The organism is Streptomyces sp. NPDC051921, assembly GCF_040680975.1.
Taxonomy (GTDB): domain Bacteria; phylum Actinomycetota; class Actinomycetes; order Streptomycetales; family Streptomycetaceae; genus Streptomyces.
Genome location: NZ_JBFAXU010000018.1, coordinates 170,850 through 190,080 on the forward strand (window position 1 = coordinate 170,850; position 19,231 = coordinate 190,080).

The window sequence follows — 19,231 nt, forward strand, 5'->3', positions numbered from 1 at the left end:
CCCTGATGCGTTCTGCGTGACTAACTGAGTGACTACGGCTTCGGATCGTTCTTGAAGATGCCGTCCATCACGGTCGCACCCGTCTGGATCACGGGCCGGATCTGCTTCCGGTAGACCTCCTCCGTGACTGCCGTACCAGAGTGCCCGACCAACCGCGAGATCTCTTCGAGGGGCACTCCCCTGTCGGAGAGCAGCGACACGAAGCTGTGCCGCAGCTCACGCGGTGTCCACTCCTTGGCGTCCACTCCTTCGGCACCGGCGATGGCCTGGCGGAAGGCGCGGCGGACGTTGGTGGCGTCCAGCGCGGTGCCGACGGCGGAGGAGAAAACGAGACCGTTCTCCTCCCACTTGTCGCCGGCGGCAAGCCTGTCCCAGCCCTGGTCCTCCCAGTGCTGCCAAAGCGCGTCCACGCACCGGGCGGGGAGCGCGATGGTGCGGCGGGACTTCTTCGTCTTGGTGTCCCCACCGGTCCGGACCGACCTCCATACGGCAATGTGTGGGGGTACGGGTGGGGTGGCGCTCGGGTCGCCCTTCAGAAAGACGTGATCCCAGGTGAGCGCACGCAGCTCCTCCGTGCGGGCGCCGGTCAGCAGAGCGAGCACGATGTACGCGTGGGCGGAGGTGCCCTCGGCGGCCTTCAGGACGGCTTCCGCCTGGGCGAGCGTGAGCGCCTTCGACGGACGGCCCGGCTGCCCGGCCGGGACGGCGCACAGCTCGACGATGTTGCGCTTCACCTTGTCCCGCACCATGGCCCGCTTCACCGCCCGGTTCAGGCAGGAGTGGATGCTCTGCAAGGTGCGGGTGCTGAGGGTCTTGGCCTTCTCAGCGAGCCACTTGTCGACGTCCTCACCGCTCAGCTCGCGGAGCTTGCGCGCGCCCAGCGCAGGAATGATGTGGTTGCGGCACAGAGAGGTGCAGGTGTCGAGGGTGCCCTTGTCGCGGCCGGCCAATCCGTACATCAGCCAGTCGTTCACCGCGTTCTCCACGGTGTAGTTGCTTGGAGCGATGGCGAGACCGTCCTCGTGGTCCCGCAGCACCTCCTTGAGCTTGTTCTTGGCCTCGGTCTTGGTTTTGCCGCTGCCGCGCTTCACGATGCGCTTCCCGCTCGGGTCGTATCCGAGGGTCACGCTCGCGATCCAGCGCTGTCGCTTCTCGTCCCAGTGCAGACCGCCGTCTCCCCTGCTGCGGCGCTTGGTCACTTGCTGGCTCCTGCCTCGCGCTCCAACAGCGCGACATAGTCCCTGAGAGCGGAAAGAGGGATGAGACGCGCGCGCCCCTGCTTGACCGTGCGAAGCCGTCCCGTACGGATCTGGTCGTAGATGACCGTGCGGCTCATGCTCAGCACGCGCATGGCGTCGGGGACGCGGTACAGAAGCGGTTGATCAGTCGCGACGGTCACTCGGTGACTCCTTCCAGGTCGAGTTCGGCGCGGAGTTCTCGTGCGATTTCGCGGTTGTGCTGGAGCTCCCGGCGGACGTTGGCGGCGAGCCAGGACTCGCCGGGTGTGGAGCCGTGGCCGGCGTACGCCCAGTGGGCGACGACGAGGACGGTGGCTTCCGGGTTCTCGTCGGGGTCGGGCAGGCCGAGGGCCGCGCGTTGCTGGGCGGCGCGGTAGTCGGCGCGGACCTGGCGGAGTGCCCCGAGGGTGGTGGAGTAGCGGCGGGACTTGGTGGAGAAGTGGCCGCGGAAGCCGAGCATGTGGGCCCAGGCTCTGAGCCGTCGGTCCGGGTAGGCCGCATCGAGGTCCATGCAGGCTTCCATGAGCCGTCGCGGGTGATCCGGGACGCCCAGGAGGACGAGCGCTTCCTTGTTGCCCACGGGGTGGTCCACGGTGCCCGTGGTCTCGGCGGCCTTGGTCGCGTACTTGGCGACGTAGGCGGCGACGGCCTGTTCCGTCAGGTCCTCCCCGGCGCCGAACGCGCCGATGGGCTGGATGTCGAGCTGGTCACCCCACCGCAGGGTCCAGTCCTTCACGAAGCCGTGGTCCGCGTTGGCCGGCACCACGACGCGCACGCGAGCGGCGGCGGCGCGGATGGCGTCGGTGAGCAGGTCGAGGGTGGCCCAGGCCGGAGGCGGGGTGTCGGGGCCGTCCGGTCCGTCGAAGCGGATCACGGCGTGGAAGTGCACCGCTCCGCGCTTCTGGTATTCGGCGACCTTGCCGAACGAGACGCGTGACTGTTCCCGAGCCGCTTTCTGCGTCAGCCCGGCGCGGCGAGCGATCTCCCGTCGCATGTAGATCGTGAAGTACCGCCACAGCTCGGAGGCGTGGTTGTTCCAGAGCACCGCCGCCGCGTAGTCGTACGTGGCCGGGTCGAGCGGGGTGCCGAGTTCGGGCGCGTCCTCCTGGTGGTGGACGCCGCAGCGGCAGGGCCGGGGGCCGGGACGGTTGTGGACGGCTCCGAAGGAGGGCGCGGTGAGGGTGGCGAAGACGCGGGGGTGGTCGCGGATCGTGTGCGGGGTGCCCTTGTCCGGGTCACCGACGAGTCCGGCGCGGATGAGGTGGTAGGTGTCTCCGGCGTACGTCCAGGCGCAGGAGGGGCAGCGGGAGGCCCGGCGGTTTCCGCAGGCGACGCGCAGGACGCCGCCGGGCTCGCCCTCGGTGCTGTACGCGTGGAGCACGGTCCGCGTGCTCGGGTCGAGGAGCTTGGTTCCGCCGGCGAGCCGGATGGGGGCGGCGCATCCTCCCGTGCGTCGGATCTGTTCGGTGAGGCGGTCGAAGCCGGGGGCCCCGGCCACCCGGAGCAGGTCGCTCAGAGTGGCCGGGTCCAGGCCCGCCAGGGTGGCGGCGTCGGTCAATGCGGTCACTTCCCCGTCCGGGCGAAGGCCACGGCGGTGGTGTGACCGAGGCCCTGGCAGGTCGGGCAGTGGACGCGGACGGTGTCTCGGGTGCCGTCGGCGGCCTGAAGGCCCGTGGTGATCGTGACGGTGGCGAAGCCGTCGCAGGCGAGGCAGACGCGCCGGGGCGGGTTGGTCTCGGGCATCATGGGCTGTCCCTTTCGGGTCCGTTGGATCTGGAGGGGTTCAGGCGCCCGGGGCGGCGGAAGTTTGGCGACCGAGGCCGCTCCGGGGGCCGCTCAGCGTGTGTTGCGCCTGCCGTGGCCCTTGGCCGCGTACATCGAGACGTCGGCGGCGGACAGTGCGTCGGTCAGGGCCGGGAACTGCAGTTCGTCGCGGTGGCAGTGGCCGACCGATGCCGAGACCGGCAGCTCGATCCCGTGATGGGTGACCGGTTCGTCCAGCGCGGCCCGCAGCGCCTGGAGGCCGGCGGTGTGGGCGGGGTCGGTGACGATGGCCGCGAACTCGTCGCCGCCGAGGCGGGCGGCGATGCCGTGGCGTCCGCACCAGCCGGACAGGCGGCGGGCGGTTTCGGCGAGCACGGTGTCGCCGGCGGCGTGGCCGTGGGTGTCGTTGACGGCCTTGAAGTCGTCCAGGTCGACCAGGAGCACGAGCGCGTTCGCGTGCTTCGCCATGAGATGTTCGGCGCGGGCGGTCCAACCGGCTCGGGTGTGCAGGCCGGTCAAGGGGTCGCGGCGGGCGTTGGACAGGCGGCGCAGGAGCAGGCTGCCGTGCAGGGCCCAGCCCAGGGCCGGTAAGCCCGCGGCTGCCATCGTGTACGTGTCCACGGTGGTCACCGGCCCTTCTGCATGTCCGTGACGAGCAGGCGCAGCACCACTGCCACCACGGCGACGGACACACCGGCGATCGCGACCGCCAGGAGCAGCGAGACGAGGACCGCGCCGACGACCAGGACCACGGCCCCGCCGCCGGCCGCGAGGGCGAGCGCGCTGCCGGGGGTGAGCTGGATCGTCGAGCGTGCCGGGGCGACCGGTGCCGGTGCCGGGGTGGTGGGCACGGGGGCGGCCGACTGATTCGGGACCGTGTGGTGGACCGGGGTGTATGTGTCGGGTGCCGGGTACTTCGGGGTGAACACGGGCGTTCTCCTCTCAGGCCTTGCAGCGGTGGGTACGGGCGGCCAGCTCGGCGGCGGCACGGGTGAGGTAGTCGGCGGAGAAGTCGCAGCCGGGCGCGGTGCACACGGCGGTGTGCTTGGTGCGGCCCCGACCGTCGCGGTGGGTGCCGACCTGCACCGGGCCGAAGCGGGCGACGTTGTAGAAGCGGTTCGGGCGCATCGTTCTGTCTCTTTTCGTCTCAGGCGAGTTGGACTGCGATCGAGTCCGCCAGGGCGGCAGGGACACCGAGGCGGCTTCGGAGGGTCTGCGCGTCGATGGGGGTCCCGGTCTGAGCGCGGTGGGCTTCCGCGAGCTTGCGGGCGTGATCGAGCAGCGCCGGCGGGACGGGCACGGCGGGTACGGATGAGGCAGGCTCCGGCTGGGTGTCCTGCGGCTCGGGCTCAGCAGGTGGCAGCTCGGGCGCCGGTTCCGGAGTGCGCTCGGCCGTCACGGCCTGCGTGGGTACGACGTCGGGCTCCTCCTCCTGCGCGGGCTCCGCCTTCGGCACCGGGGCGGGTGCGTGGGCGAGGAGCGTGCCGCCGAGGAAGGCCAGGGCCGGCCATCCGGCGACGAGGATGCGCAGCCAGTCCGGGACGTGCTGCATGTCGAGCAGTCCGGCGGTGGCGACGTTGGCGCCGAGCGACGCCGTGAGGGCAATGGCGAACCACAGCCACGCGTCACGGTTTCCCGAGTCCGTACGCATGCGGCGCCAAGCGGCGACCAACAGCAGGTCGACGCTTACCGGATAGGCCCACGCCTTCCAGCCGTCCTGCCCCGCTGCGGCAGCCAGGTCGTGCAGGTGGGCGAAGGACAGGGCACCGGCGATGACGGCCTGGACGAGCACGGCGTCGAGGCGGAAGGTGCGGATCACGTGGTCACCTTCTTTCGGGCGGGGACGTCACTGGTCCGTCGTCGGGATCGGCTTGACCAGCGGGACGGGCTCGGCGTCCGTGACCGGGGCGGGCATCGCCGGCCGGTACGGCGCGAGCCGGGGAATGTCCGGGGTGAGGTGTGCGTGCTCGGCGCAGATCGCAGCGGCCTTGGCCGCGCTCAATTCGGGGGTTCGTATGCGGGACCAGCCGCCGGACGAGTCGCCGGCCACCGCGACACCAGGCCGGTCGGGCGGGATCGTCGTCACGGCCACCACGGCGTCCGGGGCGATGTCACCCAGGCCCATGTCGGCGGTCTGCTTGTCGTTGACGCGGTGCACGACGCGTCCGGTGAGCTGGGCACGAAGGGTGGTCGCGCCCTTGCCGAGGTCGGCTCCGAACCGCTGGCCGCAGACCTCCAGATACATGCCGGCCGCCCGGGCCATCTGCCCGAGTCGGATCATCTGGGTGACCATCCGGTCCCGGCGTTCCTCGTCCTTCTTGCCCGCGACGAGGAAGAGCTCCGCGACCTCGTCCACCAGGACCACGATGGGCACAGGGCGAATGTCCTCGGGCAGTGCCCAGATGTCGGAGGCTCCGTGCTCGCTGAGCAGGTCGAAGCGGTCTTCCATCTCGCCCACGAGCGCGTCCAGGACCCCGGCTGCTTCCTCGGGCGTGACAGCCAGCGCCGAGAGTCGCGGCGCGTATCCCCGCTGCTCGACGCCCCGCTTGCAGTCGATCCCCACCAGGGCGACCGGGAGCCGTGCGAGTCCGGCGATCAAGTTGCGCTGATACATGGACTTGCCCGACTGGTTGGCACCGAGCGTCAGCGCGTGCGGCACCTTCAGGTAGTCCCGGACGAACGCGGTCCCGTCCTCCCGCAGAGCCACGGGGACCGTCATCGGCCCGGTGGGGACGCGACGAGGCAACTTCACCCGCCGCAGCACGTCGTAGCCCGTCATACGCAGCTCGACGAATCCCGGCTTGATCTCCACCACGTTGACCGAGTGGACGCCCCAGGCGTGCCGCAGCCGCTCGGAGGCGGCGACCACGTCAGCGGGCTCCAGCCCGGCAGGGAGGCGGAGCGTGACCCGCATCCCGGTCGAGGAACCCCGTACGCGACGGATCTTCGGCGGCACCGGCTGGACGTCACTGCGGCGGGCGACCGTGCGGACCATGAACGCCCTCAGGCGGGACGGCTGCACCGTCAGCCCGCACACGTCCATCGTGGAGCGGTACGTCATCGTGAACCGCATCTGCGTGACCGGCAGTCCGACCAGCGACCAGAACACGCGCGGAGCGCGGACCTTCGCGAGGCCGAGACCACCCGCGCCGGCCATGGGGAGTCCGACCTCCCAGAGCAGCGACAGGTCAGCCACGGTCAGGCCCCCATCGGCGTCACGGCGACAGCACGGAACGAGATGCCGTGACGGGTCTGGCCGTTGAACGTGTTCTCCCAGTCGCGCGCCTTGAGGCCGATCACCGAGACGGGCGTTCCGGGTGCCAGGCCCTCGGGGAGCCCGGTCTCCGGGACGGTCACCTGGTAGAGGTTGCCCTCACCCTCGTCGGAGATGAGGAGGCCCACCGTGGACAGCCCGGCACCGGTCTCCCGGTCCATGGCGCGCTCCCCGGTCTGCTTGCTGACGAGCTTGGGCGTCGGAGCGGTGGCGACGAAGACGACTGCGGTCGAAAGGTCGATCTTGAAGGACGGCATGTCCACTCTCCCGGTAAGGGGGGCTTAACACCCCAGGTGTGGAACCCCGACTCCGTTAAGGGGGGGTTACCACCCCAAGATGCACGCGACTGGTGCGAGGTGTCAAGCCCCCCTTAGCATGCTGGGTATGAAGACAGTTCTCCGTCCGGTCCCGCGAGGTGTTCGCCGTGATTGAAGAGGTGCGACGCGTCGCCGCCATGCAAGATCACGCGCTTCGCGTGAAAGCCGCTGTGGACCTGATGGGGGAGCTTCAAGCCGCCGTCGTGGAGACCTCACGGATGCGCAAGGAAAGCATCGCTTGGCTCCGTGACCACGGGCACTCGATGGCCGACGTGGCGAAGCTGATGGGAGTCAGCCGGGCGCGCGTAGCGCAGCTGCGTGACGCCGGCCCTCCGCCGGAGCGAGCGTTCATCGGGACCGGAGCCGTTCAGGTACTCGTACCCATGCGGCCGGGCGAGCGCGAGTACGTGGCGCTCGAAGACAGCTCCACGGGCCAGAAGCTCTTGGCCTTGGCTCATCAGCTCCAGCTCGAAGGAGACCTGGGGTACATCCCGACGTCGGGCGAGATCGACCTGAACCGCGACGATCTCATCGTGGTCTGCGGCCCCAAGACGTCTCCGGTAACCGCGGCCGCCCTCCAGGCCGACCCCCGTCTCTCGTTCGAGACTCTGCCGGACGGTCGTTGGGCCCTGATCGAGCGGGACAGCGGCCAGACGTACACGTCTCCGAGCGATGACCCCGACAGCCCCGCGCCGTCGGATGTCGCGTACTTGGGCCGGCTCCCCCGGCCAGATGGGCAGGGCACCTTCCTGCTGATCGCAGGTGTGCACGCGGTCGGCTCTCTGGGAGTCGCGCACTTCCTCACGGAGCACCTGGCCGAGCTGTACCAGCAGGCCGGAACGGCCGAGTTCTCCATGGTCATCGGCTGCGACTACGAGCCGGGGGCCAAGACGATCGCCGACAGCCGCGCGATCAGCGAGCTGCTTCTGCACGAGGTGAGCTGACGTGGATTTCGCCCTGTCCAGCACTCCTCGACCTGGCGGACCCAACGAAGACTTCGCCCTCGGCAGCGCCGAGTGTGTCGTGGTGCTGGACGGGGCCGGCATGCCGAAGGGTCTGCCCACCGGCTGCGAGCACGGCGTGGCTTGGTACGTCCGGCGGCTGGGCAACGCTCTACACAGAGAAGCCACCGAGAGCCGGCGGGACTTGGCTCACTGCCTGGCGACCGCCATCGAGCGGACAGCGGATCTCCACCGGGACACCTGCGAGGTGGACAGCCCGTTCTCGCCGTCAGCGATGGTCGCGATGCTGCGGGTCCGGGACGAGCAAGCCGAGTGGCTGGTACTGGGTGACGGCACTTTCGTCCTCGACGAGGGGCAAGAGCCCTCGGTCGTCTCCGATCAACGCTTGAAGGCGGTGGCCAGCGAGAAGCGAGCCGCCTTGCGCGCGGCCGAGCCGGGGTCACCTGAGGAACGAGCGGTGCATACCGCGTTGGTGGAGGAAGAGCGGGCACTGCGCAACCGGCAGGGCGGATTCTGGGTAGCCGCCGCGGATCCTGAAGCCGCAGCCGAGGCCCTGACGGGCAGCACCCCGATCGCCCACCTGAAACGAGCAGCGCTCCTCACCGACGGCTCCGCCCGGTACGTCGACACCTTCGGGCTTGGCGACTGGGCAGACTTCCTCGAGGTCCTGGAGCGCCACGGCACAGCCTCACTCATCTGCCAGGTCCGCGAAGCCGAGCTGAGCGACCCTGACCGGAAGCGATGGCCCCGCTCCAAGGGGCACGACGATGCCACGGTGATCTTCGCCCGCTTCTAGCAGCGAGCTGTTACAGGTTTCTCTACCTCATCAAGCACCCGGCTCCGCTACCGCTCCGCCGGGCGGGCTTCCCGGCTCCGCTCCGCGCGACGCTCCTGCCTTCGGCCCGCTCCGCGCGCGCTGCGCCGACGCCCGCCCCTGCGAGTGGGATAGGCCGAGGGCATGAGTCGAGCCCCAACCGGCGCCGCGGTTGCCATCCGTCACCGACATGCCTCCGGCGGGGGCCTCAGGCTCCGGGATGGCGGGAGCCCGTACGCGGGTGCCGGCGGTGGAGGGTTGAGGTGGGGACTCCCATCCCGTCTGCCGTCGACCCAGGCAGAGCCGAGCAGACACGGCACCGGGCGTCCAGGTCGTTCGTACAGTGGCGCGCTCCACCTGGACGCCCGGCACCGCGCCTGCTCCACGGTGTGTGGGTCGACGGCAGACGGGATGGGAGTCGGCGCAGTGGTGGAACTCCGGTCGGCCCCCAACAGCCCACACGGCCCAACCGCCACGCCGAGGAAGCGCAGCACACTAATCCGCCAGAGCGTGCAGCCGGGCCTCAAGATCAGGGACTGGGGACCAAACGAATGAGCGACCAGAACGTCTCTTCACCAAAAGGCCTTGCCCTTCAAGGCCAATTAGGTCCTGTCGCGCAGTTTCATATACGACATTATGGCTGCTCATATGCGACTGCGCAGTGACAGAAGCAGCAGGGTTCTTCGTCGCATATTCCAGCAAAGCGATCTGCCGGTGATTAAACTGAGCCGCAGCACCAGAAATCTTCTTCTGCAGCTCCTTCACCTCCCTCGCCTTGGTAGCGAGATACGAATGAAGATTTGCAATCGACCGCTGCAACACATCCAGTTGATAGAGATGGAAGTACGTCAGGTCGTTCTCGTCGTCTTCACTATAGAGATAGCTGTGGGCATATTTCACGGGAGCGTTCTTGAGGATTTGAGAGATGGCCACAAACTCCGTCAGCCAATACCCCTGATGCAACATCGCCCAGTAGAAGAGGGCGCGAGCGGTACGGCCATTGCCATCCTCAAACGGGTGATCGTATCCGATCATGAAGTGCACCGTGATAGCCCGAAGGACGGGAGGGATGTAGCTCCCCTCATCGAGTTCCCCATTGGCAAACCGACACAGCCTCTCGATACGCTCAGGAAGCATCTGGGCCGGCGGAGGCGTGTGCAAGAGTTCTCCATCATCTGCGAAAACCCCGACTCGCTCTTCACCAGGAAGCTGAAAGCGGCCCGACGCGTCAGGATTATCGAGAGTGCCATCAGTCACGATGCGATGGATCTCACAGATAAGCTCCGGAGTCAGAGACCGATCCTTAATGTCACCAATCATTCGCATGGCCTGAAAGTTGTTAACAATCATCCGCTCGTCGCGAGAGCGGGGGGCCCGCCCGGCTCGAAGCATTTCCTTGGCCACCCGGCGAGTCGTTGAGGCACCTTCCAATTGACTGGAATTGATCGCCTCTTCAATCAAGCTATTTACGAGATACCTGTCCCGCGTGCCGGGGTTCGTCACCTGCTCGCTAATGGTGATCTTCCCACTTGCATCGCGCGTAACCTGCTCAAGCGATCTGAGGACCACGTCCGGAAGAGCAAAAGTGAAGTGCTTACCCCGCACATCAACCAATGGGAGCTTACGTCGCATCTGGCGACGGGTGAACTTAATTCCGGCCCACCACTCCTCGTGGGTCAAGCCCTCGGGTGGACTCTTAAAGCGGATCTTGTCCCACGGCAGGTACTCGTCCGCAGGGCCAGCCCCTGGATTTACGAAGATCCTCGCAATCTTGTCAGCATTGTCCGACTTAAGAAGTGACTTGATCAAGTCATCCGCGTCAGGGGGTGTCATGGGACGCTTCACGAGGCCTCCGATGCAGCAGCGGGCGACGAGGCCGGCCCGCGCAACTACTACCTAGCTACTAGTTGCTACCAGACTAGTAGCTGGATGACGATCGCTGCTGGTCGGAGCCTCCTCGCAACAGCTCGGCCCAAGCTTACGGATCTACTAGCCAGCTACTAGTTGCTACTAGATTAGTAGATCGTCTTGCCGGGTTGGGCTGACGATCCCTCCTACTAAGGATCTACTAGTTACTACTAGATTGGTAGTTAGAAGGGGATCGTCGCAGGTCAAGGGGTGGTCACGGGCCCAGCAACACTCATCTACTAGTGGGCTACTAGTGGCTACCAAACTAGTAGGTGATACCACCTCAAAGGCAGGCCCACGCCGACACCAGATCGTCGGCCCCCAGCGCTGGACGTGCGCAGTCACGTCTCCCTGCAACATCAGGACAGACCAGCTACCTCGGCGCGAGAGCCCAGGTGAAACCTGCCATCAGGGCTGTGCGCCGAGGTAGCTACCGCCATGCACCCAGAGCGCTGGGTACCACCCGTTATGCGCCCTGCCCTTTGTCGGGACCGTCGCCCACTCTGGGGACTGACGTGATGTGGGCTACCGAGGGGCTGGCGTGTGGAGACAAGGCAAGTGTGGTTGGCCCACAGCGGCCGGCCGTCGATGTCGGAACAAGACGATGAAGGACACATCGCGCTGCTACCTCCACCAAGGCGAGTGGACGAAGCGCGGCCAAGCTGAGCTGAAGAAGAGAGCGAGCAAGCGTCGCAAGAAGTGAAGCACGGCGCGGTGAGTGTCTAACTGCGTGACAACGCCGACGAACAGCGGTGGACGATCGCGAACGTCTGCGGACCATCAGCGCAGGTGAGAGCCGCGCCAGTCCAAGGCAGCGCCCCAACCCGAGTTGCTTCGGGACGAAGAGGTCGTGGGTTCAAATCCCGCCACCCCGACAGCCGAAACAGCAGGTGAGGCCGGTACTGATCCCAGTACCGGCCTCACCTGTTTCTGTCTGCGCGCGTGTCCGCGTGACGACCGCCGCCCCCCTGTCCAGGGCCGATGCGGGGCCGGCGCCGAAGATCCTCGTCGAGGTCGCCTCGGCGCCCCTGGCCACGGCCTCGGGAAGGTGCGCGCCCGGGAGGGGCGCCCGGATTGCCGCTGATCAGTCGCGGTACTTGATCGTCAGTTCCGCGCACTCCGTCGCGTCCGGGTGGGGCGGCGGTGACCAGGCCGCCAGGAACTCGGTGGGGGCGGTGGTGGGCGGGGACGTCGGGTCCGGGGTCTCCAGGTAGCTGATCATGTTCACCGGATAGCCCGTGTGGGCGAACATGTAGCGGTCCATCGGGGTGGGCTGCTGGCTGATGCGGAGGCCGCGTTCGGCGGGTGGGCCTATGTGGTGCCAGTCGGGGTGCAGGTGGATCGAGCCGAGGACCTCCAGGCCGTCCCGGTCGGCGGCGCGGTGGATGCGGAGCAGGTCGCGCGAGGAGCACCAGAAGCCGCGTCGGCGGTTCGCGTAGGCCGCGCCGAAGCACGGGACGATCGACGCGGCGAACTCGGCCTCGGCCGTGTCGTCGACGGCGCGGACGTTCTCGGCCTGCTCGACGCGCAGGACCTCGGCCGCGTCGTCGTGGAGCGTGCCGACGAGGAGGGCGAAACAGCCCGGTGGCGCCTCGGGCGTGCAGTCGCGGTACTCCTGGCGGGCGGCCGCGAGGAAGGGGGCCAGCAGATCGCGGTCGATCACCACGGCCGGCGGTACGGGAATCATGGGTTCTCCTCACTCCCTACGGGCGGAAGGCCCCTACGGGGAGCGGCTCGGGGGTGCGGGAGGCGGTGTCCAGGAGGGTCAGTTCGGCGGCGTCCAGGGTGAGGTCCGCGCCGGTCAGGAGCTCCTGCAACTGCTCGGGGGTGCGGGCGCTGGCGAGGGCGGCGGCGACGGTGGGCCGGCCCGCGAGCCAGGCCAGCGCGACGGCGGCGGGCGTCGTCCCGCGGGCCGCGGCGAGCTCGTCGAGCGCGTAGAGGACGGCCCGGCCGGCCGCCGTGCGGCCCGGTGCCGACGCGGCCGCCGCGCGGGCGCTGCGCACCGTGCGGCCGGGGCGGTACTTGCCGGTGAGGAAGCCCTGCTCCAGGGCGAAGTAGGGGATGGTGGGAAGGTCGGCGGCGCGGCACAGGGGAAGCAGTTCCCGCTCGAACTCCGCGCGCCGCACCAGGTTGTACGGGGTCTGCAGGGCGCCGTAGCGGGGCAGGGCCTCGCGGTCCGCGGTGTTCAGCGCCTCCGCCAGGCGGGGTGCGGTGATGTTGGAGACGGCGACGTGCCGTACCAGGCCGTCGCGGCGGAGTGCGTCGAGGGCGCCGAGGGTCTCCTCGAACGGGACGGCGGGGTCGTCGATGTGGGCGTAGTAGAGGTCGATGTGGTCGGTGCGCAACCGGCGCAGGGACTCCTCGGCGGCGCGCCGGACCGTCGCCGCGCCGAGTCCGGGGTTCCGTTCCGAGCGGCCCACCTTGGTGGCGACGACCATGCGGTCGCGGTTCCCACGGGAGGCCAGCCAGGCGCCGATGACGCGTTCGGACTCGCCGCCGTCGTTGCCGGGTGCCCATTGGCTGTACGAGTCGGCGGTGTCCAGGAAGTTGCCTCCCGCGTCGGCGTAGGCGTCCAGGACCCGGTGGGAGGTGCCCGTGTCCGCGGTCCAGCCGAAGACGCTGCCACCGAGGCAGAGCGGGTGGACGTCGAGTGCGGTTCCCTGAAGGCGTCGTCGCGTCATGCGGTGACCGTAGGAGCGGGAGTTCGCGCCGACCGGCAGTAATCGGGGGCATTTTCGAGGCGGTTGGGGAGGGCGGGGGCGGTCCGGCCCCGTCGGGGACGGACCGCCCGCCCGTCACACGAGGTGCAGCCAGCCGTCCGGGTCGGCCAGTTCGCCGTGGTGCAGGTCGACCAGGGCCTGCCGGATGCGCAGGGTGACCGGGCCGGGCCGGCCGTCGCCGATGGTCCAGTCGCCGCCCTTCGGGTCGCGCACGCGGCCGACGGGGGTGACGACGGCGGCGGTGCCGCACGCGAAGACCTCCGTGATGGTGCCGTCGGTGCTCTCCTCGCGCCACTGGTCGACGGTGATGCGCTCCGTGGAGGCCGGGTAGCCGAGGCGCTCGGCGAGGGTGAGCAGGGTGTTGCGGGTGACGCCGGGGAGGAGGGTTCCGGTGAGTTCCGGCGTGACGATCCGCGCGTCGGCCCCGCTGCCGCGGACGAGGAACATGTTCATGCCGCCCATCTCCTCGACGTAGCGGCGCTCGATGGCGTCCAGCCACACGGCCTGCTGGCAGCCGGCGGCCTCGGCCTGCTGCTGGGCGAGGAAGGACGGCGCGTAGTTGCCGGCGATCTTCACGTCCCCGGTGCCGCCGGGGAAGGCCCGTACGTAGTCGTGGCTGATGAACACGGAGACGGACTCGACGTTCTCGCCGAAGAAGCCGCCGGCCACGAAGGCCATGAGCAGGAAGCGGTAGGTGCGGGACGGGCGCAGCATGAGCGTGGTGTCCGTGGCGAACATGAACGGGCGCAGGTAGATGCTGTGCGTGGGGTCGTCGGAGAGGTGGTCCTCGTCGACGGCGATGAGGCGCTCCACGGCTTCGACGAAGGTGTCCTCGGGCAGTTCGGGCATGGCGAGCCTGCGGGCCGAGCGCTGGAAGCGGCGGGCGTGGTCACGCGGGCGGAAGACGCCCATCCGGCCGTCGGTGCGGCGGTGGGCCTTGAGCCCCTCGAAGGTGACCTGGCCGTAGTGCAGGCCGATCATGCCCGGGTGGATGGCGATGTCGGACAGCGGCACGAGCTCGGGGCTCGTCCAGCCGCCCTCCTCGGACCACTCCATGCTGATCATGTGGGCGGTGAAGGACTCGCCGTGGCCGGGGTTCTGCACGACCTTGCTGAGCGGCGGTTCGACGACGGAGGTCATGGTGGGTGCTCCTCGGTGGGTTCGGGTGGGGTCGGAAGGAGGTCGGGGGTCGGTCAGACGAGCGGGGCGAAGAAGTAGGTGTCGCGGCGGACGAAGCGCCCGTCGGGGCCGAGGCCGAAGTAGTCCGCGAAGCGCAGGTCCACCGGGGCGCCGCTGTGCAGGACGCCGTGGAACTCGCCGAAGACCGCGATGTCGTCGCCCTGTTCGACGATCCGGTCGAGGACGTGACCGCCCTCGCGGATGGTGCGCAGCTCCGTGTAGAAGCGGAGGAGTCCGGCGGGGCCGATGAAGGGTTCGTAGCCGGGGCGGGTGTAGACGGCGCCGGGCGCGAAGAGTTCGGACATGGCGAGCGCGTCGCCGCTGTCGACCCGCTCGTAGAAGCGGATCACCTGCCGGACGCCGTGGCTGGTGTCGTCCTGTCGGTTCGCGCCGGTGTGCCGGGATGCGGCGGTGGTCATGGGCGTGCCTCCTGGTGGGTGCGAGAGGGCGGGGGTGGGGCGGTCAGGCGGCCGGGCGGGCCGTCGCGGCCGGGGTGCGCCCGGCCAGGTGGGCGCGCAGCAGCGGGGCGATGACCGACAGCGGGCCGGGGCGGACGATCCCGCCGTGGTCGCAGTCGACGGCGTGCAGGTCGAGCCGGCCGGTGAGGTGCTGCCGCCAGGCCTCCGGCCGGGGGGAGTGCGCGTGCTTGTCGGCGGTGGCGTGGAAGTAGAGGACGTCGCCGTCGAAGACGCCGGGGGTGAAGTCGGGCAGCAGGCTGAGGTTGGCGGCGAAGGCGCCCGGGAGGGCGGCGGCGATGTCCGCGGGCAGTCCGCCGAGCGGCCCGTGGACGTCCCGTACGGCCTTCTCGTACGCGGCGTACGACGGTCCGCCGGCGCCCCACGGTGCCGTGTCGTAGCCGAGGTTGAGCAGCAGCGCGGCCAGCGTCTCGGGGGCGTCGGCCCGCCAGACGCGGTCCCAGGTGGGGTCCGGTGGATAGCCGTCGAGCATGGCGAGCAGGGCCACCTCCTCGCCCCGGGCCTGGAGTTGGACGCCCATCTCGTGGGCGACGCCCGCGCCGAAGGACCAGCCGAGCAGGTGGTACGGCCCTTCGGGCTGTACGGCGCGGATCTCGGCGAGGTAGTCGGCGGCCATGGCCCGTACGGAGTCGGGTGCCGCGTCCGGTTCGGTCAGCGCGCGGGCCTGGAGGCCGTGGACGGGCTGGTCGGGGCCGAGCGCGGTGAGCAGTCCGGAGTAGACGGAGCCGACGCCGGCGGAGGGGTGGACGCAGAACAGCGGCGGCAGGCTGCCGGTGGACCGCAGCGGCAGCAGCACGCCCTGTGCCTCGGCGGTGTCCGGGGCGTCGAGGCGGGCGGCGAGGCCGGCCACGGTCGGCGTCTCGAACAGGGTCCTGAGGCCGAAGCGCACGCCGAACGCGGCCCGGATCCGGCTGATCAGGCGGGTGGCGAGGAGCGAGTGGCCGCCCAGGTCGAAGAAGCCGTCGTCGATGCCGACGCGCTCGACGCGCAGGACGTCGGCGAAGATCCCGCACAGGAGGTGTTCGCGCTCGGTGCGTGGGGGGCGGGACGCGGGCCGGGCGTCCTGGCCGCGGGGTCCGGCCTCGGGGGCCGGCAGCCGCCGCAGGTCGATCTTGCCGTTGGGGGTGAGCGGGAAGGCGTCCAGGACGACCACGTGGGCGGGGACCATGTAGTCGGGGAGCCACCCGGCGGCGAACGCGCGCAGCGCGGCCGGGTCCGGTCGGGTGTCCCCGGCCGGGATCGCGTGGGCGATCAGGGCCTCCGCTCCCCCGGGGCCCCTGCCCACCCGGACGACGGCCGCGCCGACGTCCGGGTGGCGGGCGAGCACGGACTCGATCTCGCCGGTCTCGATGCGCAGGCCGCGCAGCTTGACCTGCTGGTCGGTGCGGCCGGCGAAGACGAGGCGCCCGTCGGGCAGTCGGCGCACGGCGTCGCCGGTGCGGTACATGCGGGCGCCGGGCGGTCCGTAGGGGTCGGCGACGAAGCGGCTCGCGGTCAGGTCCGGTCGGCGCAGGTAGCCGCGGGCCACGCCGGCGCCGGCGAGGTAGAGCTCGCCCTGCACGCCGTCCGGGACGGGCTTCAGCCAGTCGTCGAGCACGTGGCAGCGGGTGTTGGCGGTCGGGCCGCCGATGTCCGGCAGTCCCTCGGCGCCGGGGCCGCCCTGAGGTGCCACGGCACCGGCCGTGGCGGCGACGGTGCACTCGGTGGGGCCGTACATGTTGGTGAAGACGAAGGACGCGCCGGGGCGGGGCCGGTTGCGCAGCACGTCGCCGCCGCAGTAGACGAAGCGCAGGGCCGGGGCACGTTCGGTGAGGTCGTCGAGGACGAGGTCGACGCGCGGGGTGGGCAGCAGGCAGAAGGTGACGCCCGTGTCGGCGACCCAGTCGACCAGGGCCTCGGCGTCGTCCAGGACCTCCTGCTCGGCGACGCACAGAGCGGCGCCGGCGAACAGGGCGGGCCAGATCTCGATCACGGAGGCGTCGAAGCCCTGGGTGGCCACCTGGCTGACCCGGTCGCCGGGGGTGAGCGCGTACTCCCGCGTCATCCACACGCACAGGTCGGCGAGGTTGCGGTGCTCGACGACGACGCCCTTGGGGCGGCCGGTGGAGCCGGAGGTGTAGATGACGTACGCGGCGTCGCCGTCCGCGACGGCGGCCCCGGGCGCCGTGACGGGCCGGGCGGCCAGGGTCGCGGCCTCGGCGTCGAGGTCGACGAGGACCGCTGCGGCGTCCGGGACGAGGACCCGCTGGGCGCCGCCGGTGACGATGGCGGTGGCCCGCGAGTCCTCGATGAGGAAGGCGAGCCGCTCGGCGGGATAGCTCGCGTCGAGGGGGACGTACGCGGCGCCCGCGCGGTGGATGCCGAGCAGCGCGACGATCATGTCGGTGCCCCGGCCGAGGCACACGCCGACCAGGTCGCCCGGGCGCACGCCCGCGTCCACCAGATGGTGCGCGAGCTGGTTGGCGCGTCCGTCGAGCTCCGCGTAGGTGAGGCGCTCGGTGCCGTACGTCAGGGCCGTGGCCCGCGGGCGGCGGCGGGCGTGGTCCGCGATCGCGTCCGGGACGCGGGTGCCGGACGGCACGTCGAGGGCGGGGCCGGTGCACCGCTTCGGCAGGGTGGCGAGTTCGGCGTCGGAGAGGAGTCCGAGCTTGCCGATCGGGACGTCGGGGCTGGTGAGGGCCGCGTCGAGGAGTCGTACGAGGCGCTCGATGAGGGTGTCGACCGTGGCCATGTCGAAGAGGTCGACCGCGAAGTCGACGTTGAGGCTGAGGCCGGCCGGGGCTCCGTCGGCGGCGTAGGTGTCGCCGATGGCGATGGTCAGGTCGAAGGACTTCGCCGTCTTCGTGCCGGCGCCCATCGGTGCGACGGTCAGGCCGGGCAGGCTCAGGGCCTCGCCGGACTTCGCCTGCTGGACGAGGAGCATGATCTGGAAGAGCGGGTGGCGGGTCAGGGAGCGCGGCGGGTTCAGCTCCTCGACGAGGCGCTCGAAGGGCATGTCCGCGTGGGCGAACGCGTCCAGGTCCACCTCCCGCACGCGGGCGAGGAGTTCACGGAACGTGGGGTCTCCGGAGAGGTCCGTCCGCAGGGCGAGGGTGTTGACGAAGAAGCCGACGAGGTCGTCGAGCGCGTCGTCGGTGCGGCCCGCGGTCGCGGTGCCGATCACCACGTCGGGGCCCGCGCCGAGCCGGTGCACGAGCGCGGCCAGCGCGGCGTGCACCACCATGAACACGGTGGCCTGCTCCTCGCGGGCGAGCGCCAGCAGCCGGTGGTGCAGTGCGGGGCCGGTCGTCAGGGCGGTCGCGCCGCCGCGGTGCGAAGGCTGCGCCGGCCTGGCCCGGTCGGAGGGCAGCGCCGACTCCTCGGGCAGCCCGGTCAGCGTCGCCGTCCAGTGCCGGAGCTGGCGGGCGAACAGGCTGTCCGGGTCGTCGGGATCGCCGAGCAGGTCCTGCTGCCAGAGCGTGTAGTCGGAGTACTGCACGGGCAGCGGCTCCCAGTCGGGCGCGCGGCCTGCGAGGCGGGCCTCGTAGGCGGCGGCCAGGTCGCGCACCAGGGGGCCGAGGGACCAGCCGTCGGTCGCGATGTGGTGCATCACGAGGAGCAGCGTGTGATCGTCGGGCGCGGTCACGAACAGGTGTGCGCGTACGGGGAGTTCGTGGGCGAGGTCGAAGCCGACCGGGCCGTTGGCGAGCGCCCCGGCCAGGTCCTCCTCGGCACAGTGCGAGACGTGCCAGGGCACTTCGCGCTCCCCGGCGTCGAGGATGCGCTGGTACGGCTCGTCGTCCACGGCGAGGCACAGGGTGCGCAGGGCCTCGTGCCGGCCGACCACGTCGCCGAGCGCGGCGCGCAGGGCGTCCTGGTCGAGCGTGCCGCGCAGCCGGAGCGCGAACGGCAGGTTGTACGCGGCGGTCGAGCCGTGGGCCTGTTCGAAGAACCACAGGCGGCGCTGGGCGAAGGACAGGGGTATCACGAGGAGCCTTCCCTCCTGCGCGCCCGGAGCATGGGGCGGGCCTTGGGGGCGGTGGTCAGCTGGTCGGCGAGGCCCGCGACGGTCGGTGACTCGAAGACGGCCTTGATGGTCAGCTCGGCGCCGATGACGGACCGGACCCGGCTGATCAGACGGGTGACGAGCAGCGAGTGGCCGCCGAGGTCGAAGAAGTTGTCGTCGATGGTGACGCTCTCGCGGCCGAGGATCTCGGCGAACAGACCGCACAGCTTCTCCTCGCGCTCGCTGCGCGGGGCGCGGCCGCCCTCCCGGGACTCGTACGCCGGGGCGGGCAGGGCACGCCGGTCGAGCTTGCCGGTCGGGGTGAGCGGGAAGGCGTCGAGGGCCACGTAGCCGGCGGGAACCATGTACTCCGGCAGCCGGTCGGCGAGGTGGGCGCGCAGTTCACCGGAGTCGGGCGTGACCGCCGGGTCGGCGGGGACGACGTAGGCGACGAGGCGCTTGTCGCCGGGGGCGTCCTCGCGGACGACGACGGCGGCCTGGCCGACGGCCGGGTGGGTCGCGAGGACGTTCTGGATCTCGCCGGGCTCCACGCGGAAGCCGCGGATCTTCACCTGGTCGTCGGCGCGCCCGTGG

At 70.4% G+C, this 19,231-nt stretch carries 19 protein-coding genes; 2 read left to right on the forward strand and 17 right to left on the reverse strand.

Annotation, left to right across the window (positions count from 1 at the left end; all coding sequences use genetic code 11):
• Positions 1-32: 32 nt before the first annotated feature.
• From AB0M16_RS23995 to AB0M16_RS24040, 10 genes are all read right to left on the reverse strand, one after another.
• Complete coding sequence (locus AB0M16_RS23995) at positions 33-1,199, reverse strand: site-specific integrase (RefSeq protein ID WP_365346104.1); 1,167 nt, start codon at positions 1,197-1,199, stop codon at positions 33-35.
• Complete coding sequence (locus AB0M16_RS24000; protein WP_365346106.1) at positions 1,196-1,399, reverse strand: helix-turn-helix domain-containing protein; 204 nt, start codon at positions 1,397-1,399, stop codon at positions 1,196-1,198. Before AB0M16_RS24000 ends, AB0M16_RS23995 begins: the two co-directional genes overlap by 4 nt.
• A complete protein-coding gene (repSA, locus tag AB0M16_RS24005) occupies positions 1,396-2,796 on the reverse strand; it encodes a replication initiator protein RepSA (protein ID WP_365346164.1) in 1,401 nt (466 codons plus the stop codon). Before repSA ends, AB0M16_RS24000 begins: the two co-directional genes overlap by 4 nt.
• A gap of 5 nt (positions 2,797-2,801) precedes the next feature.
• Positions 2,802-2,984: a hypothetical protein gene (locus AB0M16_RS24010; protein ID WP_365346108.1), complete on the reverse strand. Its 183-nt coding sequence runs from the start codon at positions 2,982-2,984 to the stop codon at positions 2,802-2,804.
• A gap of 90 nt (positions 2,985-3,074) precedes the next feature.
• Complete coding sequence (locus AB0M16_RS24015) at positions 3,075-3,623, reverse strand: GGDEF domain-containing protein (protein WP_365346166.1); 549 nt, start codon at positions 3,621-3,623, stop codon at positions 3,075-3,077.
• 5 nt (positions 3,624-3,628) lie between these two features.
• Complete coding sequence (locus tag AB0M16_RS24020) at positions 3,629-3,931, reverse strand: hypothetical protein (protein ID WP_365346110.1); 303 nt, start codon at positions 3,929-3,931, stop codon at positions 3,629-3,631.
• Positions 3,932-3,944: 13 nt separating this feature from the next.
• The gene (locus AB0M16_RS24025) at positions 3,945-4,130 is read right to left on the reverse strand and encodes a mobile element transfer protein (protein WP_365346112.1); all 186 of its coding nucleotides are present in this window, start codon (positions 4,128-4,130) and stop codon (positions 3,945-3,947) included.
• A gap of 19 nt (positions 4,131-4,149) precedes the next feature.
• Complete coding sequence (locus AB0M16_RS24030) at positions 4,150-4,818, reverse strand: DUF2637 domain-containing protein (RefSeq protein ID WP_365346168.1); 669 nt, start codon at positions 4,816-4,818, stop codon at positions 4,150-4,152.
• 30 nt (positions 4,819-4,848) lie between these two features.
• A complete protein-coding gene (locus AB0M16_RS24035) occupies positions 4,849-6,198 on the reverse strand; it encodes an FtsK/SpoIIIE domain-containing protein (protein WP_365346114.1) in 1,350 nt (449 codons plus the stop codon).
• A gap of 2 nt (positions 6,199-6,200) precedes the next feature.
• Complete coding sequence (locus tag AB0M16_RS24040) at positions 6,201-6,533, reverse strand: hypothetical protein (RefSeq protein WP_365346116.1); 333 nt, start codon at positions 6,531-6,533, stop codon at positions 6,201-6,203.
• Between the two features lie 167 nt (positions 6,534-6,700).
• Here AB0M16_RS24040 and AB0M16_RS24045 point away from each other — a divergent pair, with 167 nt between their 5' ends.
• On the forward strand, positions 6,701-7,537 hold the full coding sequence (locus AB0M16_RS24045; RefSeq protein ID WP_365346117.1) for a sigma-70 family RNA polymerase sigma factor: 837 nt from the start codon (positions 6,701-6,703) through the stop codon (positions 7,535-7,537).
• A 1-nt stretch (position 7,538) separates the two neighbouring features.
• Positions 7,539-8,351 (forward strand): protein phosphatase 2C domain-containing protein, encoded by an 813-nt coding sequence (locus tag AB0M16_RS24050; protein ID WP_365346119.1) that lies wholly within the window; start codon positions 7,539-7,541, stop codon positions 8,349-8,351.
• A gap of 513 nt (positions 8,352-8,864) precedes the next feature.
• Here AB0M16_RS24050 and AB0M16_RS24055 read toward each other — a convergent pair.
• The 7 genes from AB0M16_RS24055 to AB0M16_RS24085 all read right to left on the reverse strand — a co-directional run.
• Positions 8,865-10,202 carry a Fic family protein gene (locus tag AB0M16_RS24055; RefSeq protein WP_365346121.1) on the reverse strand — a complete coding sequence of 446 codons (1,338 nt, stop codon included), beginning with the start codon at positions 10,200-10,202 and terminating at the stop codon, positions 8,865-8,867.
• 1,159 nt (positions 10,203-11,361) lie between these two features.
• Positions 11,362-11,964 (reverse strand): hypothetical protein, encoded by a 603-nt coding sequence (locus AB0M16_RS24060; RefSeq protein ID WP_365346123.1) that lies wholly within the window; start codon positions 11,962-11,964, stop codon positions 11,362-11,364.
• Between the two features lie 16 nt (positions 11,965-11,980).
• On the reverse strand, positions 11,981-12,958 hold the full coding sequence (locus AB0M16_RS24065; protein ID WP_365346125.1) for an aldo/keto reductase: 978 nt from the start codon (positions 12,956-12,958) through the stop codon (positions 11,981-11,983).
• 114 nt (positions 12,959-13,072) lie between these two features.
• Positions 13,073-14,137: a branched-chain amino acid aminotransferase gene (locus AB0M16_RS24070; RefSeq protein ID WP_365346127.1), complete on the reverse strand. Its 1,065-nt coding sequence runs from the start codon at positions 14,135-14,137 to the stop codon at positions 13,073-13,075.
• A gap of 53 nt (positions 14,138-14,190) precedes the next feature.
• Entirely contained in the window at positions 14,191-14,595 is a 405-nt protein-coding gene (locus AB0M16_RS24075; protein ID WP_365346129.1) for a nuclear transport factor 2 family protein, read from the reverse strand.
• Positions 14,596-14,638: 43 nt separating this feature from the next.
• Complete coding sequence (locus AB0M16_RS24080) at positions 14,639-18,619, reverse strand: amino acid adenylation domain-containing protein (RefSeq protein WP_365346131.1); 3,981 nt, start codon at positions 18,617-18,619, stop codon at positions 14,639-14,641.
• Positions 18,616-19,231: phosphopantetheine-binding protein (locus AB0M16_RS24085; RefSeq protein ID WP_365346133.1), on the reverse strand; the 616-nt coding region annotated here is incomplete at its 5' end. The genes AB0M16_RS24080 and AB0M16_RS24085, both read right to left, overlap by 4 nt.

Excerpts from the sequence above, each read along its gene's own strand:
- AB0M16_RS24055 (WP_365346121.1), bottom strand. The coding sequence starts at position 10,202 with ATGACACCCCCTGACGCGGATGACTTGATCAAGTCACTTCTTAAGTCG.
- AB0M16_RS24040 (WP_365346116.1), bottom strand. The coding sequence starts at position 6,533 with ATGCCGTCCTTCAAGATCGACCTTTCGACCGCAGTCGTCTTCGTCGCC.
- AB0M16_RS24070 (WP_365346127.1), bottom strand. The coding sequence starts at position 14,137 with ATGACCTCCGTCGTCGAACCGCCGCTCAGCAAGGTCGTGCAGAACCCC.
- AB0M16_RS24065 (WP_365346125.1), bottom strand. The coding sequence starts at position 12,958 with ATGACGCGACGACGCCTTCAGGGAACCGCACTCGACGTCCACCCGCTC.
- AB0M16_RS24075 (WP_365346129.1), bottom strand. The coding sequence starts at position 14,595 with ATGACCACCGCCGCATCCCGGCACACCGGCGCGAACCGACAGGACGAC.
- AB0M16_RS24025 (WP_365346112.1), bottom strand. The coding sequence starts at position 4,130 with ATGCGCCCGAACCGCTTCTACAACGTCGCCCGCTTCGGCCCGGTGCAG.
- AB0M16_RS24010 (WP_365346108.1), bottom strand. The coding sequence starts at position 2,984 with ATGATGCCCGAGACCAACCCGCCCCGGCGCGTCTGCCTCGCCTGCGAC.
- AB0M16_RS24060 (WP_365346123.1), bottom strand. The coding sequence starts at position 11,964 with ATGATTCCCGTACCGCCGGCCGTGGTGATCGACCGCGATCTGCTGGCC.